Origin of the sequence: Pokkaliibacter sp. MBI-7 (genome assembly GCF_029846635.1) — a bacterium.
GTDB lineage: Bacteria > Pseudomonadota > Gammaproteobacteria > Pseudomonadales > Balneatricaceae > Pokkaliibacter.
Genome location: NZ_JARVTG010000001.1, coordinates 3056051 through 3069949 on the forward strand (window position 1 = coordinate 3056051; position 13899 = coordinate 3069949).

The window sequence follows — 13899 nt, forward strand, 5'->3', positions numbered from 1 at the left end:
GTCTGTGCTAAAAATCGAGAGACACATCTCAACGCAGGCAGCACCTATCATCAGAACCGTCAGTTAATAAGACAGTCGATGAAATCCTCAGGGCGCAATAACTAGAACGATATCTGATATACAGAACGATACTCAGTGAGATTGGCTTATGAAGACAGGTTTGTACAACGCAGCAGAGTTTAAAGATAACTGCGGCTTTGGTCTCATGGCTCATCTGAAAGGAAAGCCCAGCCACGAAGTGCTGCAACGTTCCATCGAGGCATTGGCCTGCATGACCCACCGTGGTGGTATTGCAGCTGATGGCAAGACTGGTGACGGTTGCGGTCTGCTGTTGCAGAAGCCAGATGGCTTTCTGCGTGCAGTAGCCAAAGAGCAATTCGGGGTCAGCTTGTCTGCTCAGTATGGCGTGGGCATGGTGTTTCTCTCGCAGGATCCGGCCAAGGCCGAGATCGCCCGCGACACAATGAATGCCAATATCAGAAAGCATGGCTTGCGTCTGATTGGCTGGCGTCAGGTGCCTATTGATCCCTCTTGCCTGGGTACTATTGCGCAATCCTGTCTGCCCCGTATCGAGCAGGTATTTGTCGACTCCGACTGCCGCAGTGAGCAGGAGCTGAACATCCGTCTGTTCCTGGCCCGTCGTCAGACCGCCAGCCAGCTGCTGGGCAAGGATCCTGACTACTACTGCTGCTCCATGTCTGCCAGCGTGCTGTCCTATAAAGGGCTGATGATGCCGGCAGATTTGCCCGTGTTCTATAAAGACCTGGGCGATGAGCGACTGGAAACCTCCATCTGTACTTTCCACCAGCGCTTCTCCACCAACACGCTGCCACGCTGGCCGCTGGCGCAGCCTTTCCGTGTGATGGCGCACAACGGTGAAATCAACACCATCGAGGGCAACCGTAACTGGGCCCGTGCGCGCGTATCCAAGTTCACCTGCGAAGCTATTCCTGACTTCAGCGAGATCGAACCGGTGGTCAATACCCACGGTTCAGACTCTTCCACGCTGGATAACATGCTGGAAATCCTCATGATCGGTGGCATGGATATCTTCCGTGCCGTACGCATGCTGATTCCGCCAGCATGGCAGAACTGGGAGACCATGGATCCCGATCTGCGTGCTTTCTATGAATACAACTCCATGCACATGGAGCCCTGGGACGGTCCTGCGGGGATCGTGCTGAACACTGGTCGTCATGCGATCTGTATGCTTGACCGTAACGGCCTGCGCCCGTCGCGCTGGGTACTGACCAAGAACGACCTGTTCTGCTGTGCCTCCGAGATCGGCGTATATGATTACAATCCTGAAGATGTCGTGGCCAAAGGCCGTGTCGGGCCGGGCCGCATCGTTGCGGTGGACACCAGCACTGGCGAGATTCTCGAGTCCGAGGATATCGACAACCGTCTTAAGGTACGTCAGCCCTATCGCAAATGGCTGCGTGAGAACGCGCTGCGTATTGAAGGCCTGTTGACTGATGCCGATCAGTCTTTTGAAGACTTCGACGTTGATGAACTGAAGACCTACATGAAGCAGTTCCATGTCACCTTCGAAGAGCGTGACCAGATTCTGCGACCGCTGGCTGAAACCGGTATGGAAGCCGTAGGCTCCATGGGTGATGACACGCCGATGGCAGTACTGTCGTCGAAGACCCGTGTGCTCTATGACTTCTTCCGGCAGCAGTTTGCCCAGGTCACCAACCCGCCCATCGATCCGCTGCGTGAAGCGGTGGTGATGTCGCTGGATACCTGCCTTGGCCCGGAAAAGAACGTTTTCGTTGAGCTGCCCGACCATGCCAACCGTATCAAACTGTCCTCACCGATCCTGTCGGCGAAGAAGTTTTCACGGTTGCTGCATATGGATCGTCCAGGCTACGGCGTGAAGAAACTGATGCTGCACTTCGATCCTGCCCAGACTTCGCTGCAGGCCGCGGTCGAGCAGCTGTGCAAAGATGCTGAAGTGACCGTCCGTGATGAAGGCACTGTGCTGCTGATTCTGTCAGATCGTGACATCGAGAAAGGCAAGCTGCCGATTCATGCGCTGATGGCGACCGGTGCTGTGCATCATTATCTGACCGAGAAAGGCCTGCGCTGTGACTGCAACCTGATCATCGACACTGCCACTGCACGTGATACCCATCACTTTGCCTGCTTGATCGGCTTTGGCGCGTCAGCGGTTTATCCCTACCTGAGCTACCGGGTGATCAATGACATGATCAGCCAGGGGACCGTGCTGGGCAATCCGGTGGACTGCCATCGCAACTATCGCAAGGGTATCAACAAGGGCCTGATGAAAATCATGTCCAAGATGGGGATCTCCAGCATCGCCTCCTACCGTGGCGCGCAGCTGTTTGAAGCGGTGGGTGTCGGTAGTGATGTAGTGGGAATGTGCTTCAAAGGGGTGCCGAGCCGTATCGAAGGTGCGCGTTTTGAACACTTCCAGCAGGAAACCCAGCAGCTGCACGATGTGGCCTGGACCCTGCGTAAGCCGATTGCTCATGGCGGTCTGCTCAAGCATCACCACGAAGGCGAATACCATGCCTTCAACCCTGATGTAGTCAAATACCTGCAGCAGGCTGTGGAGTCTGGTGACTACAGCGTTTATCGCGACTACGCCGGTCTGGTCAATGGTCGTGGCGTGGCGACGATCCGTGATTTGCTGAAACTCAAAGCAGATGTCACCCCGATTCCTCTGGAAGAAGTGGAGCCGATCGAAGCCATTCTGCGTCGTTTTGACTCTGCCGGTATGTCCCTCGGGGCGTTGTCACCAGAGGCTCACGAAGCGCTGGCTCAGGCCATGAACGAACTGGGTTGCCGCAGTAACTCCGGTGAGGGCGGCGAAGATCCCGCACGTCACGGTACTATCCGCCGCTCCAAAATCAAGCAGATTGCTTCGGGCCGTTTTGGCGTGACCCCGGAGTATCTGGTGAATGCTGAAGTCTTGCAGATCAAGGTGGCACAGGGTGCCAAACCCGGTGAAGGTGGCCAGTTACCCGGTGGCAAGGTTAATGACCTGATTGCACGCCTGCGCTATTCCGTACCCGGTGTGACGCTGATTTCGCCACCACCGCACCATGACATCTACTCTATCGAAGATCTGGCGCAGCTGATTTTTGATCTCAAGCAGGTCAATCCCGAAGCGCTGGTATCGGTGAAGCTGGTATCGCGTCCTGGCGTGGGTACTATCGCTGCCGGTGTGGCCAAAACCTACGCCGATCTGATCACTATTTCCGGTTATGACGGAGGTACCGCAGCCAGCCCCATCACCTCTATTCGCTATGCCGGTTCACCGTGGGAGCTGGGGTTGGCGGAAACCCATCAGACCCTGCGTGGCAACGACCTGCGTGGCAAGGTGCGGGTACAGACAGACGGTGGTCTCAAGACCGGTCTGGACGTGGTCAAGGCTGCCATGCTGGGTGCCGAGAGCTTTGGCTTCGGTACCACGCCGATGGTGGCGATGGGCTGTAAATACCTGAAAATCTGCCACCTCAACAACTGTGCGACCGGTGTGGCCACCCAGAACCAGTCACTGCGTGACAAGCATTTCCGCGGCACCGTGGAAATGGTGAAGCACTTCTTCCGCTTTGTTGCCATGGAAACCCGTGAGTGGATGGCCAGGGTCGGCGTGCGTACGCTGGAAGAGCTGGTGGGTCGTGTTGATCTGCTGGAAGCCCATGCCGGACTGACCGACAAGCATGCCGCACTGGATCTGTCGCCCATCCTCTCGGACGGTGGCGTGCCAGCTGATAAGCCTCATACCTGTCAGCTGGAGCGTAACGAACCGTTTGATGCGGGTGTGCTGAACAGCCAGATGCTGGAAGCAGCCAAAGCGGCCATCGAAGGTAAGCTGGGTGGTGAGTTCGACTTTATCACCACCAACTGCGATCGTTCACTGGGTGCCCGTACCTCCGGTTATATCGCCCGTCATCACGGCAACCAGGGCATGGCCGCTGCGCCTATCCGTTTCAACTTCAAAGGGGTGGCTGGCCAGTCCTTCGGGGTATGGAACGCCGGTGGTCAGGAGTTGTATCTCGAAGGTGATGCTAACGACTACGTGGGCAAAGGGATGACCGGCGGTAAGCTGGTGATTCGCCCGCCCAGAGAGAGCACCTTCGCCTCGCAGGAAACCTCCATTGTAGGTAATACCTGTCTGTACGGTGCGACCGGCGGTAAGCTGTTTGCTGCAGGTGGTGCTGGTGAGCGTTTCGCGGTGCGTAACTCCGGTGCGCATGCTGTTATCGAAGGTGCCGGTGATCACTGCTGTGAATACATGACAGGTGGTCTGGTAGTAGTGCTGGGTGAAACCGGGTTCAACTTCGGTGCGGGTATGACCGGTGGTTTTGCCTATGTACTGGATCAGGACCGCAGTTTCGTCGACAAGTACAACCATGAGCTGGTGGATATTCACCGTATTGCCAACGAAAGCATGGAACAGTATCGCGGCCACCTGCGTAGCGTACTGGAAGAGTATGTAGCGGAAACCCAGAGTGCCTGGGGTCAGCATATCCTCGACGAGTTCGACACCTTTATCGAACGTTTCTGGCTGGTCAAACCCAAGGCGGCCGGCCTTGGACAGCTGCTGACCCAGGTCCGCAGCCGTCCTGAATAATACGCCCTGTCAGTAGGTGGCCGGAGTGTGCTCCGGCCACCGCAGGGTACAGAATCGACGTGATTAAAAGGGACTGGCCTGTGCGCCCGTTCCGCAGTAATGAGGTGAAAGTAACATGGCAGAACGTTTGGATAACGTTTTCCAGTTCGTCGATGTAGGCCGCCAGGACCCCAACAAGAAGCTGGCCCGCAAGCGCAAGAAAGAATTCACAGAAATCTACGAACTGTTCAAACCGGAAGAGGCGTCGCCTCAGGCTCATCGCTGCCTGAGTTGCGGTAACCCCTATTGCTCATGGAAGTGCCCGGTTCATAACCATATTCCCGACTGGCTGAAACTGGTCAGTGAAGGCAACGTGCTGAAAGCGGCTGAGCTGATGCACCAGACCAACTCCTTGCCGGAAGTGTGTGGCCGGGTGTGCCCACAGGATCGCCTGTGTGAAGGTGCCTGTACGCTGAATGATGGCTTTGGTGCGGTGACTATCGGCTCGGTAGAAAAGTACGCAACCGATACCGCCTTTGCCATGGGCTGGCGCCCTGACATGTCCCGTGTGGTCTGGACCGACAAAAAGGTCGCCATCGTCGGTGCTGGCCCGGCGGGTCTGGGCTGTGCTGACATTCTGGTGCGCAACGGTGTCAAACCGGTGGTGTTCGACCGCAACCCTGAAATCGGTGGCCTGCTGACCTTTGGTATTCCTGAGTTCAAGCTGGAAAAGAACGTGATGTCCCGTCGCCGTGAGATTTTCGAATCCATGGGCGTCGAGTTCCGTCTGAACACCGAGATTGGCAAGGACATCAGCTTCCAGGAGTTGATGGACAGCTATGATGCGGTGTTCCTCGGTATGGGTACCTACACCTATATGAAAGGCGGCTTCCCCGGTGAAGAGTTGGGTGGCGTTTATGAGGCGTTGCCTTATCTGATCTCCAATGTGAACCGCTGCCTGGGCTTCGAGAAGGATGCTGCTGACTTCATTGATATGAAGGGCAAGAAGGTTGTGGTGCTGGGTGGTGGTGATACCGCCATGGACTGTACCCGTACCGCTATCCGCCAGGGCGCATCTACTGTGACCTGTGCTTATCGTCGCGATGCCAAGAATATGCCCGGTTCACGCCGTGAAGTGGCTAACGCCAAAGAAGAAGGTGTGAAGTTCAAGTACAACGTACAGCCTGTGGAACTGGTGGGCGACAACGGTCGCGTCACGGGGGTGAAAGTGGTGCTGACCGAGCTCGGCGAGCCGGATGCCCATGGTCGTCGCAGCCCGGTAGTGGTGCCCGGCAGTGAGGAAATCCTTGAGGCTGATGCCGTTCTGATCGCCTTCGGTTTCCGTCCCAGCCCGGCTGCCTGGTTTGATGACTTCAACATCGGCCTGGACAACCGTGGCCGTGTAGTTGCACCTGAAGCCCCCAGTGCTGGTCAGCATTACTTCCAGACCAGCAACCCGAAAATATTCGCCGGTGGCGATATGGTGCGTGGTTCTGATCTGGTGGTGACAGCCATTGCCGAAGGCCGCAAGGCGGCGGAAGGCATCATGGATTTCCTCGAAGTCTGACGCCCCGTTTCTGGCACTGTCGCGCAGGTAACACCTGTGTGACACAAACGACCCTCCCGCCTTCAGGCCGGAGGGTTTTTTGTTTTATATCACGGCGACGCTAATGCTTAGTTCATATGTTCAGGCATGTATATTGCGTTCCAGAAAAAAGCTAAAAATCGCCGCGTGATTAAGTTATTTCCACATATATAAAGAAGATAATCGGGATAAAACTCGACATAAAAGCAATTACTCTGGTGATGTCCCCTAAAAAAATAATCACCAGGAGGCCAGCCATGCTTGTCGGCATACCCAAAGAAATCAAAAACCATGAATACCGTATCGGCATGACCCCGGCAGGGGTGCGTGAACTGGTGGCTGCCGGCCACCAGGTGCTGATCGAACATAACGGCGGCGCTGCTATCGGTTTGACCGATGCAATGTACGAAGCCGCCGGTGCCAGTATCGTCGCCACCGCGCAGGAAGTGTTTTCCCGTGCCGAGCTGATCGTCAAGGTCAAGGAACCACAGCCCATCGAATGCCGCATGCTCAGTCCGGGACAGGTGCTGTTTACCTACCTGCATCTGGCGCCTGATCCCGAGCAGGCCCGGCTGCTGATCGAGTCCCAGGCCATCGCCATCGCCTATGAAACCGTCACCGACAGCCAGCATGGCCTGCCCCTGCTGGCACCCATGAGTGAGGTGGCGGGCCGTATGGCGATACAGGCCGGGGCCCACTGTCTGGAAAAAGCGCAGGGTGGGCTGGGCATGTTACTGGGTGGGGTGCCCGGTGTGGCGCCTGCCAAAGTCGTGGTCATCGGCGGTGGCGTGGTCGGCACTAACGCAGCGCGGATGGCGCTGGGGCTGGGAGCAGATGTGACCATCCTCGATCGTTCCCTGACCCGTCTGAAGGAGCTGGACGCGCTGTACGGCCCATCGCTCAAGACCCTGTACTCGACCACAGAAACGCTGGAGCAGGAAGTCACCGCAGCAGATCTGGTGATCGGTGCGGTGCTGATTCCCGGCGCTGCGGCGCCCAAGCTGGTCACCCGCGCCATGCTGGGCAGGATGAAAAAAGGAGCGGTACTGGTGGATGTAGCGATAGATCAGGGCGGCTGCTTTGAAACTTCACGGGCCACGACCCATCAGCAACCTACCTATGTTGAGGAAGGCGTGATCCATTACTGCGTGGCCAATATGCCCGGCGGTGTGGCCCGGACCTCCACCTTTGCCCTGACCAACGCCACTCTGCCCTATGTACTGGCACTGGCCAGCAAGGGCTATCGGCAGGCGTTGCAGGATGATGTGCACTTCCGCAATGGTCTGAATATCCACCGTGGACAGGTGACTCATCAGGCGGTAGCGCGGGCACTGGGGTATGGCTATGTGGCGGCGGCAGAGGTGATCTGAGTGCCCTTATAACCGAAGAGCCCCTAAACGCTGAGCAATCCAAACGGCCCGGGATGACTGAGATACCCGGGCCGTTTTTATTTCAGGGGCTACGGATCGTCTGCTCTGAGTCGTGTAGAGGTTCATGAATCCGCAATAGTCGTCCGGCATTCCCCAGTACAAACAGGGTGCTGAGGTTGTGCAGCACAGCGGCCAGCAGTGCGCCTGAGGCGCCCAGCCAGCCCATGGCGGCACAGGCGACGATCGCCAGCGTCCAGCCCAGACCGACTATGACATTGATCAGCAGGGTATGACGGCAGCGACGGCTGAGGCGAATACAGCTGGCCAGTCGGCGCAGATCATTGCCGATCAGCACAATGTCGGCCGATGCCAGCGCAATCCCGGCCGCCTGCGAGCCCATGGCCACGCCCACCACCCCGGCCTTCAGTGCCAGCGAGTCATTGATACCATCCCCCACTACCAGTGGTCGCAGCCCCCGCTGCACTTCCTGCTGTACGCAGTGCAACTTGTCGTGGGGCAGGGCCTGCGCCTGAATGCGGTCGATCCCCACCTCATGGGCGACGGTGGTGGCGACACTCTGACGGTCGCCGGTCAGCAGGGTCTGGTGTTGCAGCCCCAGCCGTCGCAGTTCCTGCAGCGCGCTGGCCGCTTCAGGTCTGACCTGATCGGCCAGCAGCAGCCAGGCCAGAAACACGCCATCCAGTGCCAGCCCGGCAACCGGGCCATCATGCTCAGGCACTGCCGGAGTGGTGATGCCCAGCTGTGCAAACAGCTCTGGCCGCCCCAGTGCCGCAGGCTGGCCTTGATAGTCGGCTACCACCCCCAGCCCCTGCAGCTCCCGGCAGTGCAACAGCGCGCTGTCGTCACTGACGGCCAGCTGACGGCAGGCACGGCTGACCGGGTGGCTGCTGCTGGCACCGAGGGTGGCAGCAAGGCGTAGAATGCTCTGCCGTTCACCACTGAATAACTGCATATCCTGCAGATACAGAGTACCCAGTGTCAGGGTGCCGGTCTTGTCGAGGATCACCGAGTTGACGTCGGCCAGCTCCTCCAGAAACGCCGCATTGCGGATCAGCATGCCGTGGCGGGCTGCCACGACCACACCGGCAATGGCGGTGGCCGGGGCGGACAGCACCAGTGCGCAGGGGCAGGCGGCCACCAGTACGGCGAGCATGGCCTGCACATCGTTGCTGAGGAACCAGGTCAGCGCCGCCAGTAGCAGTACCAGCGTCAGATAGCGCCCGGCATAGCGTTCCAGCAGGCGGGTGATGGGTGGTTTGCTGTGCTCGGCATCCTGCATTAGCGCAATCACCCGGCCGAGGGTGGAGGCATCGCCGGTACGGGTCACTTCTACCAGCAGCAGGCCGTCCAGATTGATGGCGCCGCCATAAACGTCGCTGCCTGCCTGCACTTCCTGGGGTACGGATTCACCAGTCAGGGGCGCGCAGTCAACGCTGGCCTGACCACGCAGTACCCGGCCATCGGCGGCAATACGATCACCGGCACGCACTTCGATCTGGTCGCCCGGCTGCAATTCGCTGTTATCCACTTCGCTGATCTGGCCCTGACGGTCGATGCGTCGGGCCCGGCTGTGGGTCAGCTGCTGCAACGCGGCAATGGCTTCCTGAGTGCCGATGACGCTGCGCTCCTCCAGCAGATGGCCGAAGATCATGATCACCGGCAGCAGGGTGGCGGTCAGCATATCGCCGCTGGCCCAGGCCGCCAGCATGGCCAGCGCGATCAGCTGATCAGTGACGCCGTGCAGGCTGGGATGGCGCAGACTGTGCCAGCACTCGCGCAATACCGGCACGGCCACCAGTAACGAGGCGCAACCAAGCAGCAGCTGGCTGACGACCTGCTGTTGTGGCAGCCACCAGCGCCAGATCAGTGCCAGACACAGCAGGCCGACGGCCAGCATGGCCAGTAGCAGCTGGCGTCCGGCCTGACGTTTTTCTGCCGCAGACAGCAGTTCGCCGGGTCCGAAGTGCAGGTGGGTGTGATGATGATCGTGGCCATGGGTGTGATGGGCAGGGCTCATGGATTGCTTCCTTGCAGTAACAGGTGAGCCTCGGCCGAGGGCGTGACCGTGGTGACGGCATCGGCGCGTGACAGCAGGGCGGGCATGCGGGTGCGGTAGATACGTTGCAACATGTCGGGGTCGCTGCCGTTATCCAGTGCTTTGGCCAGCGCGATGATATCGGCGGTGTCTACACTGGCACTGGCAACCTCCTCGTTGGCACGGGCGGTGGCCTGCTGGCGGATGGAGTCTGCGGTCTGATTGGCCTGTTGCAGACGTTTTTCCGCCGCAGTGTGAGCATCGGCCACCCGTTTGTCAGCCTGCTGACGGGCGGTCAGTACCGCATTGAAGGCACTGACGGCGTTATCCGGCAGGCTGGCCTGCACATCCACACGGGTGATTTCAATCCCCAGCCCAGCACCCTGTTGCTGCAGGCGGGCGAGGCGCTGATTAATCGCCTGCACCAGATCGCCCCGCAACTGTTCGCGCCGTTCGGCGGCATTGCTGCCTGCGCTCACCAGCTCCGGACGAGCCACCAGAATGGTATCCAGATCCCGTGAGGCGGCCACGGCTACGGCACTGCGCTCGGCCAGCCGTGACAGGGCGGGCAGCACATGTTCGGCCTGGGTGACGAAAGCGCGGGGCTGGCTGATCTGATACGACAGGGTCAGGTCGAGCTGCACCACTCCGGCATCACCGGTCAGCAGATAGCCGGAACCTGCCAGGGCATCGCCATCCTCCTCGTAACTGCTGGCCCGTTGATCGGCAGCGCGGGCCTGATCGGAGCGCAGCAGAGCGCTGACGTGATAACTCAGCACCTGTTGTGCCGACGGGACCATGACCACCTGTTCGATGGGGTTGGGCCAGGCCAGCAGCAGGCCGGAATCCTGCACCCGCTCGATAGCCCCCAGCCGCATGACTACGGCACGATGCTGCGGATCGATCTGGCGGATATTGCTGATCAGCCAGCCGCCTGCCGCCAGCAGGGTGGCACCGTACAGCAACCAGAACAGCACCGTACCGGCCTGCAGCCAGGGGCTACGACGCTGGGCGTGTGGCAGCTGGCTCATGGGTGTTTACCCTGCGAGTTGGGGGCGGTGGTACTGGCTGTGCCACTCTGGGTGGGCACGGGCTGGGTCAGTACATTGAAGGGCGCTGCATCGGTGCGCAGCACCAGACGGGTATTGGGGCTGATCACCTGTTCGAGGGTATCCAGTGAGCGTAGCTGCTGGTACAGCGCCGGTGCCGCGGCATAGGCATCACCGTAAATGCGGGCGGCCTGCAGCTGCGCCTGAGCTTCAATGTGGGCGGCGTCGACGCGGGCATCGGCCTGAATAATGCGCGACTGCTTGTCCGCATCGGCGCGAATCAGCGCTGCCTGACGTTTGCCTTCGGCCGTGCGCTGGGTGGCGATGGTCTCGCGTTCCGCCCGCATGCGGTCGACGGTGGCCGACAGGGTGACGGCGGGCAGGGTGAGGGTCTCGATACCCACCTGCTCCACCTGAATGCCATAGATCGCCAGCAGCTGCGGTGCCAGTTGCTGCTGCAGGTTACGCTCGAAATTGTCCAGCTGCACCTGCTTGGCATCGGTGTTGATCAGGCTGGCCAGATCGTAGGCGCTGGTGGTGGTCTCCAGTGCCGAGGCAACAAAGGTGCGAATCTGTTCTGCTGCCTCATCGGGCTGATTCTGCACCGCGCGCAGGTAGCGCTGCACCAGCGTCGGCCCGGTGGCCACATGCCAGTTCACATAGGCCTGAATCACGATGCGCAGGCCATCACGGGTGCCGACATCCTGCAGACCGCTGGAGGTGGTGCGCAGACGCAGATCGACCGGTTGCACCGCATCAATGGGCAGTGGCAGTTTCCACGCCAGACCGGGTTCCAGCAGCACCCTGACCGGCTTGCCAAAGCGGGTGATGACCGTAGCTTCACCCGCACGGACCTGCACCAGACAGGCCGCAGCGACGGCCAGCAGTAACAGCAGCAGGGCCAGTGGCATGCGCCAGGGTAAGCCCTGACTTACCGCGTGGTGATGATGCCCGGCCGGTGAGGGGGTATGTGCCGGATGAGCAAGGCCTTCGCTGTGCTCATGGTTGTGTTCATGGTCATGGCTGTGATCGTCGTGACGGTGATTGGGTGGCAGTCCCACGGAATAGTCCTCGTCGTACTGATACTGTTCGGCAACGCAGATAGCGGGTCAGTAGCCACTCAGGGGCTGGTATCGCCGCTGCTATCGTCACCTGGCTCGCTGCTGGTGTCGTTGCTGTCGGTTGTGGTCGTGCTGTCATCAGCAGGGCCTGATGTGCTGTGACTGGCCGGTGCTTCACTGCCAAACCCTGACGACAGCTCCGGGCTCAGGTTGCGCAGATCAATCATCGGTGTGTGCGCGGCGCTGATGCGGCTATCGATGATCAGTACCTGCTGGGCATTGGGCAGGGCGCTGGCCAGCTGATGCAGATAGCGCTCCTGCACAAAGGTATGGGGGGCGCTGTCACTGGCCTGCTTCTCGGCGCTGAAGCCAATGCTGTCGGCATTGGCCTGCGCCACTCCTTCATGGGCCTGGGCACTGGCCTGATCGGTGATGCTGCCGGCCTCCGTCCGGGCCAGATTCAGCAGCTCGGCCTTGTGTCCCTCGGCCAGTGAAATCAGCGATTGGGCATTGATCTGTGCCGCCTGCACGGCGTGGTAGGCGGCCGCCGCTCCGGCGGGTGGATGGATAGCTTCCAGCTCGGTGGCGACGATATGCACGCCGCACGACATGGCATCCAGCTGGCGCTGCATGGCACGGCTGATGTCCTGATCGAGCTGGCTGCGCTGCAGGCCCAGCACATCATCCAGCGTGCGGTAAGCAAATACCTGAATCAGCACCTGATTGGCGCTGTTGCGGACCAGCTGAGGCAGATCGAGGCAGTGGTAGACGCTGGCCAGAGCATCGGCGTCACTGGCACCGATCTGGTAGAGGAAGCGGATATCCATATCCATCACCTGAAAGCTCTGCTGCTGATCATGACCGCTGGCAATCAGCTGGGTCTTCTCGCCGTCATGAGCGGCGTCCCACAGGCGGTTGGCGCGGGCGGGCGCAGCGCCATCAGCACTGCTGATACTGCCCGACGGCTGGCTGCTGATCACGGCACCCAGTTCATGCACGCTGCCGTTGTCGACGGTAATCAGTTTGCCCAGTGGCCAGGGCAACAGCAGATGCAGACCGGGCTGCAGCACCGCCACTGGCTGGCCAAGGCGCTCGTAGACGCCGCGCTGATCAAGACTGAGGCTGTGCAGGCCGCTCAATAGCCAGCCGCACAACAGCATCAGCAGGCTGACCGGCAGCAGACGCCGGCGGATATAGCCGAGCGCCCAGGACTGCTGCAGATCGACGCCCAGCGTCTGTTTGATTTCCTTCTCCAGCCGGGCCATGGGCAGCGGCGGCCAGTCAAGGCAGTGGGCCAGCAGACTGTGCGCAGCAAAGCGCTGTTCGGCCAGCGGCAAAGGGGGCTGAAAACACTGCCACAGCACCCGCAGTAGTAGTTCCACCGCGATCACTACGGGCAGTAAGCCCAGCAGGTGCTGCAGCCCGTACCAGAGTGTAGGGCTCCAGGCGGCCAGCGGCAGGTTGAGGCAGCACAGCAGCAATACCAGCAATACACTGCGCACGGTCATGGCCAGTGCAGATGCCTCCGGCCAGTCTGCAGCAGGGCGGCTGATCAAATCTCGTTCCAGCACCAGCAGAGCCGCGGCGGGCAGCAGCAGTACGGCGACCGACAGAGCCTGGAGCAAGGGTGGCACCATAGCCGGTTGCGCCAAACCAGCGGCGATCAGCCCGGCCAGCTGCCAACCCCGCGCCACCAGTACCAGACTCAGTAATGCCAGCAGGGCCAGATGCAGCAAGGGCTGGCGCAGCAGGCGCCGGAGGGCGTGGGGCAGCAGCCGGAAACCTTCCTGATCGGTAGCATCGTTGCTGACGTAAGGGTCTTGCAGCAGCGCGGTCAGTAGCCGGTGCAAACTGGCGGGTAGGGGCAGTGGGGTCTGATCCGTCGCCGCACAGCGCTGACGGCTGCGTTGCCAGGCCAGCAGCAGGCTGGCAAACAGCAACAGCAGACTGGCACTGAGCTGGCACAGCGGTGGCAACCACAGTGATGTCGGGGCCAGCAGCAACATGACCACGGCCGTCAGCCACAGCAGCAGCGTCACGCAGCCAAGGCCGAGCAGCGCCAGCAGCAGGTAACGTGCCTGCGCAGGAGCCTGCGGATAACGGGGAAGATCTGAATGAGTGTCGGTGGCAGCCATGGTCAGGTATCGGACAGGGTGAAACACAAAACTGCGCTGACGATAGCCTGACCTCCGT

Annotated in this window: 7 protein-coding genes; 3 read left to right on the forward strand and 4 right to left on the reverse strand. The window is 60.2% G+C overall.

Annotated features, from left to right (window positions below):
* Positions 1 to 148: 148 nt before the first annotated feature.
* The 3 genes from gltB to ald all read left to right on the forward strand — a co-directional run bounded on the left by gltB (position 149) and on the right by ald (position 7540).
* Complete coding sequence (gene gltB, locus QCD60_RS13690; protein WP_279786186.1) at positions 149 to 4606, forward strand: glutamate synthase large subunit; 4458 nt, start codon at positions 149 to 151, stop codon at positions 4604 to 4606.
* A 115-nt stretch (positions 4607 to 4721) separates the two neighbouring features.
* Positions 4722 to 6152: a glutamate synthase subunit beta gene (locus QCD60_RS13695; protein WP_279786187.1), complete on the forward strand. Its 1431-nt coding sequence runs from the start codon at positions 4722 to 4724 to the stop codon at positions 6150 to 6152.
* 275 nt (positions 6153 to 6427) lie between these two features.
* Positions 6428 to 7540, forward strand: coding sequence for an alanine dehydrogenase (gene ald, locus QCD60_RS13700; protein ID WP_279786188.1), 1113 nt, complete (start codon positions 6428 to 6430; stop codon positions 7538 to 7540).
* A gap of 82 nt (positions 7541 to 7622) precedes the next feature.
* On the opposite strand, the gene QCD60_RS13705 is transcribed toward ald, so the two are convergent.
* From QCD60_RS13705 to QCD60_RS13720, 4 genes are read right to left on the reverse strand one after another with little or no spacing between them, the layout of a single operon-like run.
* Positions 7623 to 9578 (reverse strand): cation-translocating P-type ATPase, encoded by a 1956-nt coding sequence (locus QCD60_RS13705; RefSeq protein ID WP_279786189.1) that lies wholly within the window; start codon positions 9576 to 9578, stop codon positions 7623 to 7625.
* The gene (locus QCD60_RS13710) at positions 9575 to 10627 is read right to left on the reverse strand and encodes a protease modulator HflK (RefSeq protein WP_279786190.1); all 1053 of its coding nucleotides are present in this window, start codon (positions 10625 to 10627) and stop codon (positions 9575 to 9577) included. Before QCD60_RS13710 ends, QCD60_RS13705 begins: the two co-directional genes overlap by 4 nt.
* A complete protein-coding gene (locus QCD60_RS13715; RefSeq protein WP_279786191.1) occupies positions 10624 to 11706 on the reverse strand; it encodes a protease modulator HflC in 1083 nt (360 codons plus the stop codon). Before QCD60_RS13715 ends, QCD60_RS13710 begins: the two co-directional genes overlap by 4 nt.
* 59 nt (positions 11707 to 11765) lie before the next feature.
* Positions 11766 to 13841 carry an SPFH domain-containing protein gene (locus QCD60_RS13720; RefSeq protein ID WP_279786192.1) on the reverse strand — a complete coding sequence of 692 codons (2076 nt, stop codon included), beginning with the start codon at positions 13839 to 13841 and terminating at the stop codon, positions 11766 to 11768.
* Between the last annotated feature and the right edge of the window lie 58 nt (positions 13842 to 13899).

Bases quoted from the DNA above. Each gene is read 5' to 3' on its own strand.
- gltB (WP_279786186.1), top strand. From the start codon at position 149: ATGAAGACAGGTTTGTACAACGCAGCAGAGTTTAAAGATAACTGCGGC.
- QCD60_RS13695 (WP_279786187.1), top strand. From the start codon at position 4,722: ATGGCAGAACGTTTGGATAACGTTTTCCAGTTCGTCGATGTAGGCCGC.
- ald (WP_279786188.1), top strand. From the start codon at position 6,428: ATGCTTGTCGGCATACCCAAAGAAATCAAAAACCATGAATACCGTATC.
- QCD60_RS13705 (WP_279786189.1), bottom strand. From the start codon at position 9,578: ATGAGCCCTGCCCATCACACCCATGGCCACGATCATCATCACACCCAC.
- QCD60_RS13710 (WP_279786190.1), bottom strand. From the start codon at position 10,627: ATGAGCCAGCTGCCACACGCCCAGCGTCGTAGCCCCTGGCTGCAGGCC.
- QCD60_RS13720 (WP_279786192.1), bottom strand. From the start codon at position 13,841: ATGGCTGCCACCGACACTCATTCAGATCTTCCCCGTTATCCGCAGGCT.